General features: G+C 62.9%; 17 protein-coding genes. 8 read left to right on the top strand and 9 right to left on the bottom strand.

What is annotated here, in order from left to right; genetic code table 11:
- Positions 1-252: 252 nt before the first annotated feature.
- On the top strand, positions 253-723 hold the full coding sequence (locus HU735_RS05465) for a GNAT family N-acetyltransferase (RefSeq protein WP_186712725.1): 471 nt from the start codon (positions 253-255) through the stop codon (positions 721-723).
- A gap of 190 nt (positions 724-913) precedes the next feature.
- Here the strand turns inward: HU735_RS05465 and HU735_RS05470 are convergent, their stop codons facing one another.
- The 5 genes from HU735_RS05470 to HU735_RS05490 all read right to left on the bottom strand — a co-directional run bounded on the left by HU735_RS05470 (position 914) and on the right by HU735_RS05490 (position 8,011).
- Complete coding sequence (locus HU735_RS05470) at positions 914-1,501, bottom strand: DUF6088 family protein (protein ID WP_186712726.1); 588 nt, start codon at positions 1,499-1,501, stop codon at positions 914-916.
- Positions 1,502-1,541: 40 nt separating this feature from the next.
- Positions 1,542-2,081 (bottom strand): Bro-N domain-containing protein, encoded by a 540-nt coding sequence (locus HU735_RS05475; RefSeq protein ID WP_186712727.1) that lies wholly within the window; start codon positions 2,079-2,081, stop codon positions 1,542-1,544.
- 220 nt (positions 2,082-2,301) lie between these two features.
- Positions 2,302-3,138 carry a nucleotide-binding protein gene (locus HU735_RS05480; protein ID WP_186712728.1) on the bottom strand — a complete coding sequence of 279 codons (837 nt, stop codon included), beginning with the start codon at positions 3,136-3,138 and terminating at the stop codon, positions 2,302-2,304.
- 107 nt (positions 3,139-3,245) lie between these two features.
- Positions 3,246-4,496 (bottom strand): ribonucleotide-diphosphate reductase subunit beta, encoded by a 1,251-nt coding sequence (locus HU735_RS05485; RefSeq protein WP_050704266.1) that lies wholly within the window; start codon positions 4,494-4,496, stop codon positions 3,246-3,248.
- A gap of 638 nt (positions 4,497-5,134) precedes the next feature.
- Positions 5,135-8,011, bottom strand: a complete 2,877-nt coding sequence (locus HU735_RS05490) for a ribonucleoside-diphosphate reductase subunit alpha (RefSeq protein ID WP_186712729.1) — start codon at positions 8,009-8,011, stop codon at positions 5,135-5,137.
- 839 nt (positions 8,012-8,850) lie between these two features.
- On the opposite strand from HU735_RS05490, the gene HU735_RS05495 reads away from it, so the two are divergent.
- Complete coding sequence (locus HU735_RS05495) at positions 8,851-9,546, top strand: response regulator (RefSeq protein ID WP_028690938.1); 696 nt, start codon at positions 8,851-8,853, stop codon at positions 9,544-9,546.
- Positions 9,543-11,147: an ATP-binding protein gene (locus HU735_RS05500; RefSeq protein WP_186712730.1), complete on the top strand. Its 1,605-nt coding sequence runs from the start codon at positions 9,543-9,545 to the stop codon at positions 11,145-11,147. The genes HU735_RS05495 and HU735_RS05500 overlap by 4 nt, the downstream gene beginning before the upstream one ends.
- On the opposite strand, the gene HU735_RS05505 is transcribed toward HU735_RS05500, so the two are convergent.
- Both HU735_RS05505 and HU735_RS05510 read right to left on the bottom strand, forming a co-directional pair.
- A complete protein-coding gene (locus tag HU735_RS05505; RefSeq protein WP_186712731.1) occupies positions 11,144-11,845 on the bottom strand; it encodes a 4'-phosphopantetheinyl transferase superfamily protein in 702 nt (233 codons plus the stop codon). The two genes, HU735_RS05500 and HU735_RS05505, sit on opposite strands and share 4 nt — an antisense overlap.
- A gap of 124 nt (positions 11,846-11,969) precedes the next feature.
- Positions 11,970-12,761, bottom strand: a complete 792-nt coding sequence (locus HU735_RS05510; RefSeq protein ID WP_186712732.1) for a dienelactone hydrolase family protein — start codon at positions 12,759-12,761, stop codon at positions 11,970-11,972.
- Between the two features lie 123 nt (positions 12,762-12,884).
- Between HU735_RS05510 and HU735_RS05515 the strand changes: the two genes are divergently transcribed.
- The 4 genes from HU735_RS05515 (at position 12,885) to HU735_RS05530 (ending at position 17,347) form a co-directional block, all read left to right on the top strand.
- Positions 12,885-13,490: an outer membrane beta-barrel protein gene (locus HU735_RS05515; RefSeq protein WP_050704272.1), complete on the top strand. Its 606-nt coding sequence runs from the start codon at positions 12,885-12,887 to the stop codon at positions 13,488-13,490.
- Between the two features lie 99 nt (positions 13,491-13,589).
- A complete protein-coding gene (locus HU735_RS05520; RefSeq protein ID WP_028690933.1) occupies positions 13,590-14,267 on the top strand; it encodes a response regulator in 678 nt (225 codons plus the stop codon).
- Positions 14,264-15,604: an ATP-binding protein gene (locus HU735_RS05525; protein ID WP_186712733.1), complete on the top strand. Its 1,341-nt coding sequence runs from the start codon at positions 14,264-14,266 to the stop codon at positions 15,602-15,604. Before HU735_RS05520 ends, HU735_RS05525 begins: the two co-directional genes overlap by 4 nt.
- Positions 15,605-16,024: 420 nt before the next feature.
- Positions 16,025-17,347: a dicarboxylate/amino acid:cation symporter gene (locus HU735_RS05530; protein ID WP_028690931.1), complete on the top strand. Its 1,323-nt coding sequence runs from the start codon at positions 16,025-16,027 to the stop codon at positions 17,345-17,347.
- Positions 17,348-17,515: 168 nt separating this feature from the next.
- On the opposite strand, the gene HU735_RS05535 is transcribed toward HU735_RS05530, so the two are convergent.
- Together HU735_RS05535 and HU735_RS05540 are read right to left on the bottom strand one after the other, a co-directional pair.
- Positions 17,516-18,010, bottom strand: coding sequence for a SprT family zinc-dependent metalloprotease (locus HU735_RS05535; protein WP_096048527.1), 495 nt, complete (start codon positions 18,008-18,010; stop codon positions 17,516-17,518).
- 141 nt (positions 18,011-18,151) lie between these two features.
- Complete coding sequence (locus HU735_RS05540; RefSeq protein ID WP_028690929.1) at positions 18,152-18,751, bottom strand: Yip1 family protein; 600 nt, start codon at positions 18,749-18,751, stop codon at positions 18,152-18,154.
- A 264-nt stretch (positions 18,752-19,015) separates the two neighbouring features.
- Between HU735_RS05540 and ttcA the strand changes: the two genes are divergently transcribed.
- Positions 19,016-19,840 carry a tRNA 2-thiocytidine(32) synthetase TtcA gene (ttcA, locus tag HU735_RS05545; protein WP_011532643.1) on the top strand — a complete coding sequence of 275 codons (825 nt, stop codon included), beginning with the start codon at positions 19,016-19,018 and terminating at the stop codon, positions 19,838-19,840.

The following is a 19,840-nucleotide window of genomic DNA, read 5'->3' on the forward strand; positions in this document are numbered from 1 at the left end:
CGACCGCGAACCCCTGTAGGAGCGGCCTTGTGTCGCGAAAGGGGCGCAAAGCGCCCCCCGGCAATCTCAAGCCCTACCCCTATCCAGACCCCCAAAATGGTCTGGCAACTTCCAACTTATTGGCAGGTAAAAACCAACCATTTATCCGCTATAAAACCCCAGCCCGCAAGCAACCACCAAGGAAGGCAAGCGCTACGGGCAGGCCGGCCCCCCACTCATCCACACTGCTTTGCCCAAAAAGGGGTTCCACCAATGACCACCACCCAACCACCCGTCTTCATCCGCGAAGTAAAGCAAGCCGACCTCCAGCCCTGGCGCGACTACTGGTCGCAATACCAGGCCTTCTACCAGGTAGACCTGGGCCCAGCCATCACCGAACGCACCTGGGCCCGCTTCTTCGACCCGGCCGAACCCATGCACTGCGCCGTGGCCACCGACGGCGAACAGCTCTTCGGCTTCGTCCACTATGTGTTCCACCGCTCGACCTGGGGGCGCAACGACTTCTGCTACCTGGAAGACCTGTACGTGTGCCCGAGCGCCCGGGGGCGGATGATCGGCAAGCAACTGATCGAGTACGTTCAGGACCAGGCCCGGCAGCAGCAGTGCGACCGGCTGTACTGGCATACCCAGGAGACCAACCGGACTGCGCAGCGGTTGTATGACTGGATTGCCGAGAAGCCGGGGGTGATCGAGTACCGGATGCCGCTGGATGTCGCTCACTAAGGTCATTGTGCCTAAGTCAGCAAATGAGGGCGTGGGAGCGGGCTTGCCCCGCGATCGGGACGGCAAGGTCATCGTCGTCGCCTGTACTGACGGGCAGACACCAGCGAAACCGGTGCCATCCCCTGCGCGGCCCTTTCAGCAATGCGCACAGCTCGTTTCAGCCCTTTCCTCGGGCTGAGGCGGGCGTTACCTATCCATACGCCCCATCCACCATCTTGCGCATCCACCGAGGCATCCTGCAGCGCATCAATCTCTCTGTCTCCCCGGTATCGAGCCTGGATAGAATCGTCTGAACCATCGCGCCCGTCAGTTCGCGTCTGCCGATATAAAAAAGCGCACACAGCGCCAAGCCGGCCTGACTACTCGCACATTGCAACTTATCCGCTGATACATGCCGCAAGTGGATGACCGCATCACCTACCCGTAGATTACGACTGGAGCCACTGGTGTAGTACATCGGCCGCACCTGAACCTGCGTGCTGAGCCTGAACCATCGAACTGCTTCGGCCCCATGCACTTGGATGATCTCGCCGCGTGCCTTGGCCATTGCCATCATCACGGTGACAGGTCCCGGTCGCACCTTGCCCACATAGGGGCTGCACTTTGGGCGCATGTACACACCTCGCGCCACCCGCTCCAAGGCGCCCGCCCGGACAAGGCGGGCCAGAGCCTTGTCCACGGCGGAGCGTGATCCGAACTTCGTGAAGTGTTGAACAGAGAACGGCTTGCCTCGGGCCAGATAACGAATGTGGCTGGCAATCGCCTGCGCTACCGACACGCTTGCCTTCTCATCGGCTTGGGTTGAAGCCTCCAGCTGGTCAATCCCCCACCCCATGCAACCGCAACGCCCGCTGCGCACATTCCTTCCAGCTCAACTTGCGCCGCTCGGGCACCACCATGGGCCTCTCTGCCGCCATCACCACCGGCATATCCCGCATTCGTACCCAAGGTTCACTCTGCCAATACAACAGACTCGCCGTATGCCCACCCGGCCAGCACATCCTGCCCAGGCGCGGCAGGTCTTCCAGCGCCGAGTCCTGCCCATCGCGCAGCACCGCCACTACCTCATGGGTCAGCCAGTGGCGCAGGTGGCGGTTTTCCGGAATGTGATGATGGGCCAGCAGGGTATAGGCACCGGACTCGCTGACCATGGTGGTCTCGCCGTACTGGCCGTAGCGCAGCAGCTGCACGGTGCGGTGCTGGTCTGGGTCAAGCTTGCGGATGCAGTGTTCGTCGAAGAAGCGCCCGGTCATCCGGCCGAGTTCGTGGGCGCAGAACCAGGCTTGGGATTCGAGCCAGAGGGTGTGGAGGGGGCGGTTGTGGCGGGTGAAGAGGGTGGAGCAGAAATGGTTGTCCATGATTGGCCTTCCAGAATCAGGAGAGCCGTTTCTAACGGGAACGGGAATCCGCTGCGTGAGCGTTCTTAAGCGCTGAGAAATAAGTATAATATTTAGTGTCGCTAGGCGATTATTTTTTTTGTGTGGGAAAATTCTTTAAATTCCGGTGTTGTCTTTTTCTGAAATGTACTTCTCGTTTGGCGGGCGGGCATTTAGTTAATGCCCGTCAAGCTGAAGAGTTTTAAAATGGTATGTCGTCGTCAAAGCTATGAGGTGGGGCGGGCGGTGAAGTCGGATTACTGCTTCGCGAAGATTTGATTTCCTCTTCATTAGTAAGTATGTAATCTATTCCGTCGGCGGTAACTGAATAGGTGTAGTACTCCCAGTTGTTGTCGGCATGTATTGCCTTTTCAATTAGTCCTAGGCGCTCTAGTTTTATTGCAGCTATAGAGAGGAATTCACTCTCGTTTTTTAGAGTGAAAAGCTCTCCTGATGGGACACCTTCCGTTAAATGGATACATTTTTCGAATATTGTTAGTAGTGGTTTTCTTTCTGGTATTCCGATGTTGTAGTTGAATCCGGTTTTTTTGACTCTGGCTTTTATTATGTCTTTGTCTTCGGACGCTAAACCAAGGCGGGAAATTTCCTTTTTTATTTTAATGCACGGTGCATTGACTGCTTGTGTCAAATCACCATCTGATCTGTTCCCATCAAAATCAGCTGGTGTCAAACCAATCAAGTCCGTGGGGAAGTGCATTTCAACTCCACGAGGTTTGACGATGAAACAACGCTCTCTGCTCAAGCTGCCAATGAAGAGTCCAAGCTCAAAAAGTACGTTGTCTCGTGCAACTGCGTGAACCTGCGCTCTTATCGTTGAAACGTCATCTGGAGTGAAAATAAAAATCGCGAAATCAACAGTTCTGGATTTCTCCATCAAATCGTCTACTGAATATGATGATAGCTTGAAGCTATCTTTCCAGTGTACTAGCTCTACATCGTAATCTAAGCTTTCATTTACTGCGTTAGCGACATTCATTCCCTCGACAGAGGACGCGATAAATACTCTAGGCTTTCTCATGGTTGGAGCCTTCTTGTGAATTTTTATTGGATTGTTTGTGTTGTCGCTCTGTTTTGGATGTGCTTTCTTTAGTTGAAAAAAAGGGCTGCATATAGCAGCCCTTTTTCTTAATCCCAGCTCAACGCCCCACCAGTCTGATACTCAATCACCCGAGTCTCAAAGAAGTTCTTCTCCTTCTTCAAGTCCATGATCTCGCTCATCCAAGGGAACGGGTTGGTAGTCCCCGGATACTCTTCCTTCAGACCAATCTGGGTCAGTCGACGGTTGGCAATGAACTTGAGGTAGTCCTCCATCATCGCCGCGTTCATGCCCAGCACGCCGCGTGGCATGGTGTCACGGGCGTATTCGATCTCCAGCTGGGTACCCTGCAGGATCATCTGGGTAGCCTCTTCCTTCATCGCGGCATCCCACAGGTGCGGGTTCTCGATCTTGATCTGGTTGATCACGTCGATGCCGAAGTTCAGGTGCATGGACTCGTCGCGCAGGATGTACTGGAACTGCTCGGCGACGCCGGTCATCTTGTTGCGGCGGCCCATGGACAGGATCTGGGTGAAGCCGCAGTAGAAGAAGATGCCTTCCAGGACGCAGTAGTAGGCGATCAGGTTGCGCAGCAGCTCTTTGTCGGTTTCGACGGTGCCGGTGTTGAACTCCGGGTCCGAGATGGCGCGGGTGTACTTCAGGCCCCAGGCGGCTTTTTTCGCGACCGACGGGATCTCGTGGTACATGTTGAAGATCTCGCCTTCATCCATGCCCAGCGACTCGATGCAGTACTGGTAGGCGTGGGTGTGGATCGCCTCTTCGAAGGCCTGGCGCAGGATGTACTGGCGGCACTCCGGGTTGGTGATCAGGCGGTACACGGCCAGGGCCAGGTTGTTGGCCACCAGGGAGTCGGCGGTGGAGAAGAAGCCGAGGTTGCGCATCACGATGCGGCGCTCGTCTTCGGTCAGGCCGTCCATGCTCTTCCACAGGGCGATGTCGGCGGTCATGTTGACCTCTTGCGGCATCCAGTGGTTGGCGCAGCCGTCGAGGTACTTCTGCCAGGCCCAGTCGTACTTGAACGGGACCAGCTGGTTGAGGTCGGCGCGGCAGTTGATCATGCGCTTTTCATCGACCGCGACGCGGGCCGAGGAGCCTTCCAGCTCGGCCAGGCCTTCCGCGATGTCCAGGGCGTCCAGCGCAGCCTTGGCACGCTTGACGGCGTCGGAGTCGGCGGCGGTGGCAGCACGGGCTTCCAGGGCGGCGGCACCGCCGGCGCTGTCGAGCTTGTCGAGGGTGGTGGCGGCTGCGGCCTGCGCGGGGGTGTTGCCTTTGGCGGCGACTTCACCGTCTTCTTTGTCGAATTCGTCCCAGCTCAGCATGGTCCTGGCTCCTGCTAGAGGGTTGCGCGGGGCAACCGGTTGGATTTTGAAGTGATGCCTGTACGGCGCGACGCCAACGGGCGCTGCGGCAGGCAGTGAGAGCGGGCTCTCGTCACGTTTGAAGGTGTTCGGGTCGGCGCCTGGCCTGCACTCGGGCGAGGGGGCAGGGCACCTGGAAGCTGTACGGCAACGATAAAACCTGCGGTGTGGCCCCGGGGGGCTTGCTTCACGCAGTCGATCATTGGCTCATCCCTTTTTGGGGCCGCGAAGTATACCGGAAATCACTTTGGATCGGGGCGGCGCAGGGGGCGCAGGGCGGTAAATTTTCGACCTGCATTACGTGCTTCCGTTCACTGGATACCGGTGGTTCGTCACGGGGTAAGAGTCTAGCCCTAAATGGGATTAGATCCTATATGTAGTAGGATTTTTTTTGTTTGGCGCTACATATGGTGTTTTGATCTTGGTCAGGGCCTAGGGGGTGTATTGCCTGTAGGGGCCCTATCGCGGGGCAAGCCCGCTCCCACGTGCCGTTCCCACGCACCGCTCCCGCAGGGGGATGTCGGGGCGCAAAAAAATGCCGCCTCAGCCACCCGTGAGGGCGATTGAGGCGGCATGTTCAGCTCAGCGCTGCGAAGGCCTTATTGGCAGGCTTCGCAATCCGGCTCGTCGATGGCGCAGGCCTTCGGTACCGGGGCAGGGCCCGCGGCCTGGACCGGGGCGCTGTCGCCGCCGCTCGACACGGCGTTGAGCTTGCCGGTGTTGATGGTCGACTTCTCGGTGCTGGTCGCGGCCAGGGCACGGAGGTAGTAGGTGGTCTTCAGACCACGGTACCAGGCCATGCGGTAGGTCACGTCCAGCTTCTTGCCCGAAGCGCCGGCGATGTACAGGTTCAGCGACTGGGCCTGGTCGATCCACTTCTGGCGACGGGAGGCGGCGTCGACGATCCACTTGGTCTCGACTTCGAACGCGGTGGCGTACAGGTCCTTCAGCTCTTGCGGGATACGCTCGATCTGCTGAACCGAACCGTCGTAGTACTTCAGGTCGTTGATCATCACCGAGTCCCACAGGCCACGGGCTTTCAGATCGCGGACCAGGTACGGGTTGATCACGGTGAATTCGCCCGACAGGTTCGATTTCACGTACAGGTTCTGGTAGGTCGGCTCGATGGACTGCGACACGCCGGTGATGTTGGCGATGGTCGCGGTCGGCGCGATGGCCATGATGTTCGAGTTACGAATACCTTTTTGCACGCGCTCGCGCACCGGTGCCCAGTCCAGGCTCTCGGTCAGGTCGACGTCGATGTACTTCTGGCCACGGGCCTCGATCAGGATCTGCTGGCTGTCCAGCGGCAGGATGCCCTTGGACCACAGCGAACCCTGGAAGGTCTCGTAGGCGCCGCGCTCGTCGGCCAGGTCGCAGGAAGCCTGGATCGCGTAGTAGCTGACCGCTTCCATCGACTTGTCGGCGAACTCGACGGCAGCATCGGAGCCGTACGGGATGTGCTGCAGGTACAGCGCGTCCTGGAAGCCCATGATGCCCAGGCCGACCGGGCGGTGCTTGAAGTTCGAGTTACGCGCTTGCGGCACCGAGTAGTAGTTGATGTCGATCACGTTGTCGAGCATGCGCACGGCGGTGTTCACGGTGCGTTGCAGCTTGGCAGTGTCCAGCTTGCCGTCATTGATGTGGTTCGGCAGGTTGATCGAGCCCAGGTTGCAGACCGCGATCTCGTCCTTGTTGGTGTTCAGGGTGATCTCGGTGCACAGGTTCGAGCTGTGGACCACGCCCACGTGCTGCTGCGGGCTGCGCAGGTTGCACGGGTCCTTGAAGGTCAGCCATGGGTGGCCGGTCTCGAACAGCATCGACAGCATCTTGCGCCACAGGTCTTTGGCCTGGATGGTCTTGAACACCTTGATCTTGTTGTACTCGGTCAGGGCTTCGTAGTACTCGTAGCGCTCTTCGAAGGCCTTGCCGGTCAGGTCGTGCAGATCAGGCACTTCCGATGGCGAGAACAGGGTCCACTTGCCGTCATCGAAGACGCGCTTCATGAACAGGTCAGGGATCCAGTTGGCGGTGTTCATGTCGTGGGTACGACGACGGTCATCACCGGTGTTCTTGCGCAGCTCGATGAATTCTTCGATGTCGAGGTGCCAGGTTTCCAGGTAGGCACACACGGCGCCCTTGCGCTTGCCACCCTGGTTCACGGCGACGGCGGTGTCGTTGACCACTTTCAGGAACGGCACGACGCCTTGCGACTTGCCGTTGGTGCCCTTGATGTACGAGCCCAAGGCGCGCACCGGGGTCCAGTCGTTGCCCAGGCCGCCGGCGAATTTCGACAGCATGGCGTTGTCGTGGATCGCGTGGTAGATGCCCGACAGGTCGTCCGGCACGGTGGTCAGGTAGCAGCTGGACAGCTGCGGACGCAGGGTACCGGCGTTGAACAGGGTCGGGGTCGAGGCCATGTAGTCGAAGGACGACAACAGGTTGTAGAACTCGATCGCACGGGCTTCTTTATCTTTCTCTTCCAGCGCCAGGCCCATGGCCACACGCATGAAGAACACCTGCGGCAGCTCGAAGCGCACGCCATCCTTGTGGATGAAGTAGCGGTCGTACAGGGTCTGCAGGCCCAGGTAGGTGAACTGCTGGTCGCGCTCGTGGTTGATCGCCTTGCCCATGCGCTCCAGGTCGTAGCCTTTCAGCGCCGGGTCGAGCAGTTCGAACTCGACGCCTTTCTCGACGTAGGCCGGCAGGGCCTTGGCGTACAGGTCGGCCATCTCGTGGTGGGTGGCGCTGTCGGCGACGTTCAGGAAGCCCAGGCCTTCGGCGCGCAGGGTGTCCATCAGCAGGCGGGCGGTGACGAACGAGTAGTTCGGCTCGCGCTCGACCAGGGTACGGGCGGTCATCACCAGGGCGGTGTTGACGTCCTTCAGGGCCACGCCGTCGTACAGGTTCTTCAGGGTTTCGCGCTGAATCAGGTCGCCATCGACTTCGGCCAGGCCTTCGCAGGCTTCGCTGATGATGGTGTTCAGGCGGGCCATGTCCAGAGGCGCCAGGCTGCCGTCGGCCAGGGTGATGCGGATGCTCGGGTGCGGCTCGACCACGGCGTCGGCATTGGAGCGAGTGGCGCGCTCTTTTGCACGCTGGTCGCGGTAGATCACGTAGTCGCGGGCGACTTTCTGCTCGCCGGCGCGCATCAGGGCCAGTTCGACCTGGTCCTGGATTTCTTCGATGTGGATGGTGCCACCCGATGGCATGCGACGCTTGAACGTGGCGGTGACCTGCTCGGTCAGGCGCGCGACGGTGTCGTGGATGCGCGACGAGGCGGCGGCGGTGCCGCCTTCAACTGCGAGGAACGCCTTGGTGATGGCAACGGTGATCTTGTCGTCGGTGTAGGGGACGACAGTACCGTTGCGCTTGATCACGCGCAGTTGGCCGGGGGCGGTGGCAGCCAGATCCTGGTTGGATTCGGCCTGCGGCGCCTTGGCCTGCGGGTTCTCGCGAGTTGTGTCGGTTTGCATGGGTGGGTGTCTCCACAGTTTCTAGTTTGTTCAGGCGCCTTGTTGGGGCGCCCACCGTTCCGTCCACTTGCTCGATGGCCCGGGCGGGGAGGCGTCATGCACGCGCATACGCCCGCTCGGGCTTACCGACTTCGGGACAGACTCAGGAATAAGGGGCAATAACCTGCCGCTCCCTGGCCGAAGTCAAAGGTTCTGGGCGTACCCAAAATCTGTTGCTGATGAGTGGGAGGCACTGCCTGCAACACTCATACCCGAACAAGGCCGTCTGCGGCTTGCCTCGGTCGCCCTCCGCAGGAGCGGTTTGGCTGTTGAAATCACGTTAAGTTCAGTCGGTAAATTCGCTTGAATTTGCCTGGCGACTTGTGTTTGTGATTTTGCGCGAAACCCAATATCTAGTGGTTCGCTGCGATAGGGATACAAGATAATGCGGTCTCGGGGGCTTTGCAAGGTGAGCGCCTGTGGATAACTTGTGGGTACTTTGTGAGTGATCCGTGGGTATTCGCTGTAGCCCTTGTCCCAAGAGGTTTGCACTATTTTTTGTCTGTGCTATGTCGCCGCGCAGATTTTTTCGGGCGCGCACCCTATCACAAAAAACGGTTCAGTCGTGGGGCGTTCTGGGTGGTTGGCAGGGGTGGGGGCGGGACGTAGTATCCGGGGCTGATGTTGCGCTTTGGTGAAGGTGGATTTTCGCTGGAATCAAAGGGTTGTACTGGCCGCATCGCGGGGCAAGCCCGCTCCCACGCATGGTTATGTATTCAGCGTGGGAGCGGGCTTGCCCCGCGATGAGGCCGCTACAGCCAACCGCAAGGCCCGACAAAAACCAGAAGAAGGGTAAGGCCATGGACCAGCCAATCAACCGCATCCTCATCGTCGAGGACGACCAGCGCCTCGCCGAGCTCACTGCCGAGTACCTCCAGGCCAACGGCTTCGAGGTGGCGGTGGAGGGCGATGGCGGCCGTGCCGCCCGGCGCATCATCGACAGCCAGCCGGACCTGGTGATCCTCGACCTGATGCTGCCCGGCGAGGACGGCCTGAGCATCTGCCGCCGGGTGCGTGGTCAGTACGCCGGCCCGATCCTCATGCTCACCGCCCGCAGCGACGAGCTGGACCAGATCCAGGGCCTGGACCTGGGCGCCGACGACTATGTGTGCAAGCCGGTGCGCCCACGCGTGCTGCTGGCGCGCATCAACGCCCTGTTGCGCCGCAGCGAGGCCCCGGAGCGGCGCCAGGAACTGACCTTCGGCCCGCTGCATATAGACAGCCGCCAGCGTGAGGCGCGCCTGAGCGGCCAGCTGATCGAGCTGACCGGCGCCGAGTTCGACCTGCTCTGGCTGCTGGCCAGCAATGCCGGGCGGGTGCTGTCCCGCGAGGAGATCTTCACCTCGCTGCGCGGCGTCGGCTACGACGGCCAGGACCGCTCCATCGATGTGCGCATTTCCAAGATCCGCCCCAAGATCGGCGACGACCCGATCACCCCACGGCTGATCAAGACCCTGCGCAGCAAGGGTTACCTGTTTGTCGGCGAGGCGCCATGAATTCGATCTTCCTGCGCATCTATGGCGGCATGCTCGCAGTGCTGGTGCTGGTGGCCGTGCTCGGCGTGCTCAGCCTGCACCTGCTGAACGAGATCCGCGCCGGCCAGCACCGCGAGCGTCTGGCCCAGGGCACCTTCAGCCTGATGGCCGACAACCTGGCGCAGCAGAACGCGGTGGAGCGCACCCGTTCGCTGGTGATCTGGGAGCGCCTGCTCGGCGTGCCGCTGGACCTGCAGCCGCTGTCGGCGTTCACCCTCGACGGTGGGCAGCGGGCGCGGCTGTACCGCGACCTGGTGGTGGTGGAAAAGACCGGCCCGCATGCCGCCCGGGTGTTGCGTCGGGTCGGCCACGAAGACCTGCTGCTGGTGGCCGAGGTCAAGCAGATCAGCGAGCAGCTGGCCCGCGCTACCCTTTATCTGTTGGCCGACGAGCTGGTGCGCTACCCGGTGACCGAGCAGCAGGCGCGCCTGGCGCAACTGCGCCAGAGCAAGGGCTTCGGCTTCGACATCGCCCTGCAGCGCATCGAGCGCGCCGCCCTGGACGACGACCAGCGCCGTCGGGTGGAAGAGGGCGACACGGTGATGGCCCTGGGCCGGGACGGCGATTCGATCCGCGTGTTCGCGGGGCTGTCCGGCTCGCCCTGGGTGCTGGAGATTGGCCCGCTGTATCAGCTCAACCCCTATCCGCCGCAGTTGCTGATCCTGATCGCCTTCCTCGGCCTGTGCCTGATCGGCCTGGTGGTCTATCTGCTGGTGCGCCAGCTGGAGCGGCGCGTGTCGGGCCTGGAGGTGGCGGCCACGCGCATCGCCCAGGGCAGCCTCGATACCCGCGTGCCGGCCGGCGACGCCGACTCGGTGGGGCGCCTGGCCGAGGCCTTCAACGGCATGGCCGAACACCTGCAGCGCTCATTGACCATGCAGCGCGAGTTGGTGCGGGCGGTGTCCCACGAATTGCGCACGCCGGTGGCGCGGCTGCGCTTCGGCCTGGAGATGATCGAGAGCGCCAGCACCGACGAGGCCAGGGCCAAGCACCTGGCCGGCATGGACGGCGATATCCAGGACCTGGACAAGCTGGTCGACGAGATGCTGACCTACGCCCGCCTGGAGCAGGGCGCGCCGGCCCTGCATTTCCAGGTGGTGGACCTGGACGAGCTGCTGGCGCGCGTGATCGAGGAGCTGGCACCGCTGCGGGCCGAGGTGCGGGTGGTGCGTGGGGTGTGCCACGGGCTCGACGGCGGCGACGCCCGGGTCGAGGCCGAGCCGCGCTACCTGCACCGGGCGCTGCAGAACCTGGTGCGCAATGCCATGCGCCATGCCGAATCGGAAGTGCGCCTGAGCTACCAGATCGGCCAGCAGCGTTGTCGCATCGATGTGGAGGATGACGGCCCCGGGATTCCCGAAGGGGTGTGGCACCGCATCTTCACCCCGTTCACCCGCCTCGACGACAGCCGCACCCGGGCCTCGGGCGGGCATGGATTGGGGCTGTCGATCGTGCGACGGATCATTTACTGGCACGGCGGCCGTGCCCTGGTAGGGCACAGCGAGCAGTTGGGCGGGGCGTGTTTCAGCCTGAGCTGGCCGCGTGAGCAGCCGCGCGACTAGACGCTGATCAAGCTGAGCAGATGGCCGTCCTGCAGGCAGAACTGGCCATCGAGTTCGACGCCGTGGTGCCACTCGGCCGACAAGTCGGTGAGCAGGCGCAGGCGGGCATGGCCGTCGGCGGACCAGGCCAGCAGCTCGGCGTGTTCGAAATAGAAGCGCTGTTTGGTGAGCGGATAGAGGGTCTTGAACAGGCTTTCCTTGAGCGAGAAGGTCAGGGTCACGGCCAGCGCCTGCTGGCTGCGGTCCAGGCGCTCCAGTTCGGCGGGGGTGAGGATTTCCCCGGCCAGGCGTTCGGCGCGCTCTTCGCTGAGCAGGGTTTCCTGGTCCAGGCCCAGGCCACGGCATTGGCCGTCGGCCGAGACTACGGCGGCGGCCCAGCCTTGGCCGTGGGTGATCGAGCCGTGGATGCCGGCGGGCCAGATGGGCGAGCGGTCTTCATGCGGGGCGGGAACGTAGCTGCGACCGTCGAGAATCCGCAGCGCCTCGCGGGCGCAGACCCGGCCGGCCAGGTACTCGGCCTGGCGCTTGGCCACCGAGCGTTGCAGGCTGGCGGTCTGCTCGACGCCGGCGCGCTGGAAGTCGTCGGCGGCCAGGCGGGCCGGGTCGAAGGCGCAGCTGACCAGCACCGCGCCGGGGACCGGGCGGGGCAGGGGCCAGTGGTGCTGGAGCGGGGCGCAGCAGGTGGGGAGTCTGTTCATGGTCGATATTGTGCCAGTCGCGATAGCTGGCGCAAATCACCGGAGCGTCATCGCTGGGCAAGCCCGCTCCCACGAATGGCGTTGTTTTCCGGCGTGGGAGCGGGCTTGCCCCGCGATGAGGCCTTCAGTCAAACGCGGTTTTCAAGAACGCCTGCATATCCTTCCAAGAGCTCTCGTCAGCCGCCTTGTCATACCCGATATCCGGTCCGCCATGCCCCCCATGCCCCAACCGATCCGCATCCGGGTTGGTAAACCCATGCTTTGCCCCCGGAATCCCGACGAACTTGTAGTCGGCCTTGGCCGCATCCATCTCCGCCTTGAACGCCGTCACCTGCTCCGGGGTAACCATGCTATCGGCCTCGCCGTGCTCCACCAGGATCTTCGCCCGGATCACCCCGGGCTTGGCCGGGGTCTGGGTCACCAGCGCGCCATGGAAGCTCACTACGCCATCGAGTTTCTCGCCCCGGCGCGCCGCATCCAGTACCACCTTGCCGCCAAAGCAGTAACCGATGGCCGCCAATTGGTGCTTGTTGGTGTTGGGCTGGATCTTCAACAGCTCAAGCCCGGCATCGAAGCGCCGGGCAGCGGCTTTCGGATCCTTCATCGCCGCCGCCATGAACGCCTGGGCGTCGGCGGGGTGCTCGGTGTTCTTGCCGTCGCCGTACATGTCGATGGCCAGGGCGTTGTAGCCCAGCGCCGCGAGGTCGCGGGCGCGGCGCTTGGCGTAGTCGTTCAGCCCCCACCATTCATGCACCACCACCACGCCCGGGCGCTTGCCTTCGATAGCGTCGTCGTAGGCGTAGTAGCCGATCAGGCGGTTGCCGTCGGCATCCTGGTAGGGAATCTCGCGGGTCTGCACCGCCGCCTGGGCAAGGCTGGCGCTGCACAACAAGGCCAGGGCAAGCAGGGTACGCATGGTCGAGCTCCTTCTTCGGTTCGTTCAGCCAAGGTTCAGGCCGGGTTCAGCAGGGGTTCAGGGCGCCCTCCCTACTCTAGCCCCCAGACAGCAACAACGCATCCAACCCGGAGTACCTGAATCATGAAAACCCTCAACACCCTGATTGCCGCCATGGCCGTTTGCGCCGCCGGCCTCACCAGCGTTGCCCAGGCCGATGACAACTTCGCCAGCCTGACCTACGGCCAGACCAGCGACAAAGTCCGCAAGTCCGGCCTGCTGCAACGCAACACCGACGGCCTGAACGCCGACGGCATCATCGGCAAGGACAGCACCTGGGGCGCGCGCCTGGGCAAGATCAACGACCAGGGCCGCTACTACATCACCTACGACAACGTCTCGGGCGATCACAGCGGCGTCAAGCTGCGCCAGGAGAACCTGCTGGGCAGCTACGACCTGTTCCTGCCGGTGGGCGATACCACCAAGCTGTTCGGCGGCGGCAGCCTGGGCATGACCAAGCTGACCCAGGATTCGCCGGGCGCCCGCCGCGACACCGACTACGGTTACGCCGTCGGCCTGCAGGCCGGTGTGATCCAGGAAGTCACCGACAACACCTCGGTGGAGCTGGGCTACCGTTACCTGCGCAGCAACGCCGCCACCGAGATCGGCGCCCACGGCGGGCCGAAGGACGGTACCCTGCGCCTGACCAGCAGCGCGCAGACCTACCTGGCGGCTACCTACAAGTTCTGAGGTCGCTGTTATCCTGTACCGGCCTCTGCATGACCCGTGGGAGCGGGCTTGCCCCGCGATGAGGCCGGTACAGGCATTCCCTATTGAAAGGAGATCCACATGAAATTGCTGGTGGTCGAGGACGAGGCGCTGCTGCGTCATCACCTGTTCACCCGCCTCGGCGAAGGCGGCCATGTGGTGCAGGCGGTGGCCAACGCGGAAGAAGCCTTGTACCAGGCCGAGCAGTACAACCACGACCTGGCGGTGATCGACCTGGGCCTGCCGGGCATGAGCGGGCTGGACCTGATCCGCCAGCTGCGCAGCCTCGGCCAGACCTTCCCGATCCTCATCCTCACCGCCCGCGGCAACTGGCAGGACAAGGTCGAGGGCCTGGCCGCCGGCGCCGACGACTATGTGGTCAAACCGTTCCAGTTCGAAGAGCTGGAGGCCCGCCTGAACGCCTTGCTGCGCCGCTCCAGCGGCTTCACCCAGTCGACCATTGCCGCCGGGCCGCTGGTGCTCGACCTCAACCGCAAGCAGGCGACCCTGGACGAGCAGCCGCTGGCGCTGACCGCCTACGAATACCGCATCCTCGAATACCTCATGCGTCATCACCAGCAGGTGGTGGCCAAGGACCGGCTGATGGAGCAGCTGTACCCCGACGACGAGGAGCGCGACCCGAACGTCATCGAGGTGCTGGTCGGCCGCCTGCGCCGCAAGCTCGAGGGCGACAACGGCTTCAAACCGATCGACACCGTGCGCGGCCTGGGCTACCTGTTCACCGAGCGCTGCCGATGATCCGTTCGCTGCGAGTGCGCCTGATGCTGGCGGCGGCGTTGCTGGCGCTGCTGTTCATGCTGGCGCTGCTGCCGGCCTTGCAGAAGGCCTTCAGCCTGGCGTTGCAGGAGTCGATCGAGCAGCGCCTGGCTTCGGACGTGACCACCCTGATCTCGGCCGCGCGCATCGAGCGCGGCCAGCTGCAGATGCCGGCGCTGCTGCCGGACGAACGCTACAACCTGCCTTACACCGGCCTGCTCGGCTACATCTTCGACCGCCAGGGCACGTTGGTGTGGCAGTCGCGGGCCACCCGCAACCGCAATATCAACTATCACCCTCGTTATGACGGGCGCGGCAACGAGTTCGCCCGCATTCACCAGGACGACGGCGACGAGTTCTTCGTCTACGACGTCGAGGTCAAGCTGCTCGGTGGCAAGAGCGCGGCGTTCAGTATCGTCGCGCTGCAGCCGGTGCGTGAGTACCAGGACACTCTCAACGGCCTGCGCGAGAAGCTCTACCTGGGCTTCGGCGCGGCGCTGCTGGCGCTGATGGTGCTGCTCTGGGCCGGCCTGACCTGGGGGCTGCGTTCATTGCGCCGGCTCAGTTCCGAACTCGACGACGTGGAGAGCGGGGCGCGGGACGGGCTCAGTCGTGAGCACCCGCGCGAACTGCTGCGCCTGACCGGCTCCCTCAACCGCCTGCTGCGCAGCGAGCGTGAGCAGCGCCAGCGCTACCGCGACTCGCTCGACGACCTGGCCCACAGCCTCAAGACCCCGCTGGCGGTGCTGCAGGGGGTTGGCGAGAGCATGGAGCAGGGCGACCGCGAACAGGCACGGGTGCTGCAGAGCCAGATCGAGCGCATGAGCCAGCAGATCGACTACCAGCTGCAGCGCGCCAGCCTGCGCAAGAGCGGCCTGGTCCGCCACCAGGTCGAGCTCAGGCCGTTGCTCGACAGCCTGTGCAGCACCTTGGCCAAGGTCTATCGCGACAAGCGCGTCGAGGTCAGCCTCGACATCCCGGCCCTGGCGCGGGTGCCGATGGAGCAGGGCGCCTTGCTGGAGCTCTTGGGCAACCTGCTGGAAAACGCCTACCGGTTATGCCTGGGGCAGGTGCGGGTCAGCCTGCAGCAGTCGCCGGGGCTGCTGCAGCTGTGCGTCGAGGACGACGGGCCGGGCGTGCCGCCGGATCAACGCGAGCGGATTCTCGAGCGCGGCGAGCGGCTGGACCGCCAGCACCCGGGGCAGGGGATCGGGCTGGCGGTGGTCAAGGACATCATCGACAGCTATGACGCCGAGCTGAGTTTGGGCGATTCGCCGTTGGGCGGGGCTGCGTTCCGCATCGCTTTCCGACTCGATTGATTCTGCCTTTCCAGTGCAGGGGGGCGGTGCGTGGGAGCGGGCCAGCCCCGCGATACCGGTGAAGCCGGTGCCATCCGGCGCGGTCCTCATCGCGGGGCAAGCCCGCTCCCACCGGGAAGTCCCACTGATTACCTCTGAGGCGGATTCCCGCCAACCCACCCTGTACGATTTCCGCCATCGGGCGGAAATCCGCCATTTCCTACGTGGTTCTTCGCCCCGTCCCGGGGCATTCACACCCTGTAATCATTGGCTGTGCACCTCAAGTGGGCACTTTGGCATCGCCCTTGCTATTCAGCTGGCAGAGGCCTGCCCAGGCACTCGCCCACAACGACAAATCCCTCCGGGTACAGGAGGGTTCGCGATTCAGGTGCCCCGACATCCTGGGAAGGATGCGCCGGCCCACTTGAGGAAAAACTAGCCATGACGACTCGTCAGCCGCTGTACAAATCGCTGTATGTCCAGGTGATCGTCGCCATCACCATCGGTATCCTGCTCGGCCACTACTACCCGGAAACCGGCGTAGCCCTCAAACCCCTGGGTGACGGCTTCGTCAAGTTGATCAAGATGGTCATCGCCCCGATCATCTTCTGCACCGTGGTCAGCGGCATCGCCGGCATGCAGAGCATGAAATCGGTCGGCAAGACCGGCGGTTACGCGCTGCTGTACTTCGAGATCGTCTCCACCATCGCCCTGATCATCGGCCTGGTCGTGGTCAACGTGGTCCAGCCGGGCGCCGGCATGCACGTCGACGTCAGCACCCTGAACGCCAGCAGCGTGGCCGCTTACGCCGCCGCCGGCGCGCAGCAGACCACCGTGGGCTTCCTGCTCAACGTCATCCCCAACACCGTGGTCGGCGCCTTCGCCAACGGCGACATCCTGCAAGTGCTGATGTTCTCGGTGCTGTTCGGCTTCGCCCTGCACCGCCTGGGCAGCTACGGCAAGCCGGTGCTGGACCTGATCGATCGCTTCGCCCATGTCATGTTCAACATCATCAACATGATCATGAAGCTGGCCCCGATCGGCGCCTTCGGTGCCATGGCCTTCACCATCGGCCAGTACGGCGTGGGTTCGCTGGTGCAGCTGGGCTACCTGATGGCGTGCTTCTACATCACCTGCGTGCTGTTCATCCTGGTGGTGCTGGGCGGTATCTGCCGCGCCCATGGCTTCAGCGTGATCAAGCTGATCCGCTACATCCGTGAAGAACTGCTGATCGTGCTGGGCACCTCGTCCTCCGAATCGGCCCTGCCGCGCATGCTGGCCAAGATGGAGCGCCTGGGCGCGAAGAAATCCGTGGTTGGCCTGGTGATCCCGACCGGCTACTCGTTCAACCTGGACGGTACCTCGATCTACCTGACCATGGCCGCGGTGTTCATCGCCCAGGCCACCGACACCACCATGGACATCACCCACCAGATCACCCTGCTGCTGGTGCTGCTGGTGGCCTCCAAAGGTGCTGCGGGCGTCACAGGTTCCGGCTTCATCGTGCTGGCCGCGACCCTGTCGGCCGTCGGCCACCTGCCGGTGGCGGGCCTGGCGCTGATCCTGGGTATCGACCGCTTCATGTCCGAAGCCCGCGCCCTGACCAACCTGATCGGCAACGCCGTGGCCACCGTGGTCGTGGCCAAGTGGGTCAAGGAGCTGGACACCGACACCCTGCAGGCGGAACTGGCGTCCGGCGGCTCGCCGCTGGTCGACACCCGTCCGACTGACGACCTGGGCGTGGCCGAAGGCCCGGCGCGTTGATCGCGGTGTGAAATGAAGAAGGCGACCCTCGGGTCGCCTTTTTTGTGCCGGGAGTTCTGTGCTGTCAGTGCCGGCCCTTTCGCGGGTAAACCCGCTCCCACAGGAAAAATGCTGCCTTCAGGCCGGTGGGGTACCTGTGGGAGCGGGTTTACCCGCGAATGCGATCTTTCACTCGACGCGGGTCTCGCCGCTGTAAACCAGAATCTCCCGACACCGCCGGCACAGATACCGCCGGCCCTGGCGCACCAGCTTATGCCGCTGGGCGGTGAACGGAAAATCGCTCTCCGGGCATGGGCAGCGGTAGATATAGCGCGTCGCCACCCGCCGCTGCACTTCATAGTTGTGGCAACGGTTCGGCGGCAGTTCGTACACCCCGCGCATGATCAGCTGCCACTCTTCGCCATGGGCCTGGATGCGCTCGCCGAACAGCTGGTGAGCCACCAGATGAGCGACCTCATGGGCCACGGTCTGGCGCAGGAAGTCTTCCTGGTTCTCGCGGTACAGCTGCAGGTTGAAGCGCAGCAGGTTCTCGTGCAGGTGGGCGACACCGGCTTTCTGGCCGCGCAGCTTGAAGCTGACCTGCGGGCGCGGAAAAGGGCGTTTGAAGAAGGTTTCGGCTTGCTGGTAACAGGTTTCGACGCGTTGTCTGAGCAGCTCGGGCATGGCGGGGTAGTTCTCCTGACCGGGCATTATGCCGCAGGCACAGGCCGGCTGCCGAGCCGCCGGTCAGGCACACGAAACGAAGCCGCCTTGCGGCGGCCTCGGGTGATGCCCCAGTGTTGGTTGGATCTGATAGGTATGCGTTCAGTTGGTGTAGACGGGCCCCACGCCCAGTCCCCAGATGATCACGGTCGCGGCCATGATCGCCACCAGTACCACCAGGCCCACCGCCAGCACCGAGCTGGAGAACAGGAAGCCTTCATCCGACGGTATGTTCATGAACGTCGGCAAGCCGACATACAACAGGTACACGGTGTAGCAGATGGCCGCCGTGCCGATCAGCATGCCCAGCCAGAGGTGCGGGTACAGCGCCGCGAGTCCGCCGATGAACAGCGGGGTGGCGGTGTAGGTGGCGAAGGCGATGCACTGCGCCATGCTCGGGTTGGCGTCGTAGGTGCGTGCCATCCAGTGGATGAAGGCGCCCATCACCGCGACCCCGGCGAGCATCGCCAGGTACGACATGATGCTCATCCACAGCGCGCTTTCCATGGTCAGCATCACCGCCGGCCGCTCGCCGATCACCCAGCCGACCTGGGTGGTGCCGATGAACGCCGAGACGGCGGGGATCGCCGCCAGGATCAGCGTGTGCGTCAGGTACATGTGGCTGATGCTTTCTTCCTCGCCACGGATCTCCCGCCACTCCTGGTCAGGGTGGGTGAACAACCCTACAACGTGATGAATCATACTGGTCACTCCTATCGTCGTTGCCAAACGCCCCCCAGATGGAGCGCCTGTGACCCGAGGCCAGGAACACCGATTGCTGCGGTCATGTGGCCTTATGTCGCAGTATAGGAAGCCGTTCCCCGCATAAAACCGGGTTTTTAGAGCAAATTGCGCTGTCAGGCCCGGTGCTGATTCCCTTGAAGTCTTTATCGGATTCACCTACTGCGCCGTGCGGTTTGTGCGTAAAATAGCCGGCTTTTGTCACACCTCGCGGATCCAAGCGCTATGGGCACCCTCTCGGTCAACCAGAACAAACTGCAAAAACGCCTGCGTCGTCTCGCCGGCGAAGCCATCACCGACTACAACATGATCGAGGATGGCGACAAGGTCATGGTCTGCCTGTCTGGCGGCAAGGACAGCTACACCATGCTCGACGTTCTGTTGCACTTGCAGAAGGTGGCGCCGATCAAGTTCGACATCGTCGCGGTGAACATGGACCAGAAGCAGCCAGGCTTCCCCGAGCACGTGCTGCCGGCTTATCTGAAAGAGCTGGGCGTCGAGTACCACATCGTCGAGAAGGACACCTACTCGGTGGTCAAGGAGCTGGTACCCGAGGGCAAGACCACCTGCTCGCTGTGCTCGCGCCTGCGTCGCGGCACCCTGTACACCTTCGCCGACGAGATCGGCGCGACCAAGATGGCCCTGGGTCACCACCGCGACGACATCGTCGAGACCTTCTTCCTCAACATGTTCTTCAACGGCGCGCTCAAGGGCATGCCGCCGAAGTTGCGCGCCGATGATGGCCGCAACGTGGTGATCCGCCCGCTGGCCTACTGCAGCGAGAAGGACATCCAGGCCTATTCGGACATGAAGGAATTCCCGATCATCCCGTGCAACCTGTGCGGCTCGCAGGAGAACCTGCAGCGCCAGGTGGTCAAGGACATGCTGGTGGAGTGGGAGCGCAAGCACCCGGGCCGTACCGAGAGCATCTTCCGCGCCCTGCAGAATGTCGCGCCGTCGCAGCTGGCCGACCGCAACCTGTTCGATTTCACCAGCCTGAAGATCGACGAGAGCGCCACCCCGCGTTTCCTCGACGTGCTGAACATCTGA

The sequence above is a fragment of the Pseudomonas sp. BW16M2 genome (genome assembly GCF_014268865.1).
Lineage (GTDB): Bacteria > Pseudomonadota > Gammaproteobacteria > Pseudomonadales > Pseudomonadaceae > Aquipseudomonas > Aquipseudomonas peradeniyensis.

Coding starts and splice junctions, on each gene's coding strand:
- HU735_RS05465 (WP_186712725.1), top strand. CDS start 253: ATGACCACCACCCAACCACCCGTCTTCATCCGCGAAGTAAAGCAAGCC.
- HU735_RS05475 (WP_186712727.1), bottom strand. CDS start 2,081: ATGGACAACCATTTCTGCTCCACCCTCTTCACCCGCCACAACCGCCCC.
- HU735_RS05480 (WP_186712728.1), bottom strand. CDS start 3,138: ATGAGAAAGCCTAGAGTATTTATCGCGTCCTCTGTCGAGGGAATGAAT.
- HU735_RS05485 (WP_050704266.1), bottom strand. CDS start 4,496: ATGCTGAGCTGGGACGAATTCGACAAAGAAGACGGTGAAGTCGCCGCC.
- HU735_RS05490 (WP_186712729.1), bottom strand. CDS start 8,011: ATGCAAACCGACACAACTCGCGAGAACCCGCAGGCCAAGGCGCCGCAG.
- HU735_RS05495 (WP_028690938.1), top strand. CDS start 8,851: ATGGACCAGCCAATCAACCGCATCCTCATCGTCGAGGACGACCAGCGC.
- HU735_RS05500 (WP_186712730.1), top strand. CDS start 9,543: ATGAATTCGATCTTCCTGCGCATCTATGGCGGCATGCTCGCAGTGCTG.
- HU735_RS05505 (WP_186712731.1), bottom strand. CDS start 11,845: ATGAACAGACTCCCCACCTGCTGCGCCCCGCTCCAGCACCACTGGCCC.
- HU735_RS05510 (WP_186712732.1), bottom strand. CDS start 12,761: ATGCGTACCCTGCTTGCCCTGGCCTTGTTGTGCAGCGCCAGCCTTGCC.
- HU735_RS05515 (WP_050704272.1), top strand. CDS start 12,885: ATGAAAACCCTCAACACCCTGATTGCCGCCATGGCCGTTTGCGCCGCC.
- HU735_RS05520 (WP_028690933.1), top strand. CDS start 13,590: ATGAAATTGCTGGTGGTCGAGGACGAGGCGCTGCTGCGTCATCACCTG.
- HU735_RS05525 (WP_186712733.1), top strand. CDS start 14,264: ATGATCCGTTCGCTGCGAGTGCGCCTGATGCTGGCGGCGGCGTTGCTG.
- HU735_RS05530 (WP_028690931.1), top strand. CDS start 16,025: ATGACGACTCGTCAGCCGCTGTACAAATCGCTGTATGTCCAGGTGATC.
- HU735_RS05535 (WP_096048527.1), bottom strand. CDS start 18,010: ATGCCCGAGCTGCTCAGACAACGCGTCGAAACCTGTTACCAGCAAGCC.
- HU735_RS05540 (WP_028690929.1), bottom strand. CDS start 18,751: ATGATTCATCACGTTGTAGGGTTGTTCACCCACCCTGACCAGGAGTGG.
- ttcA (WP_011532643.1), top strand. CDS start 19,016: ATGGGCACCCTCTCGGTCAACCAGAACAAACTGCAAAAACGCCTGCGT.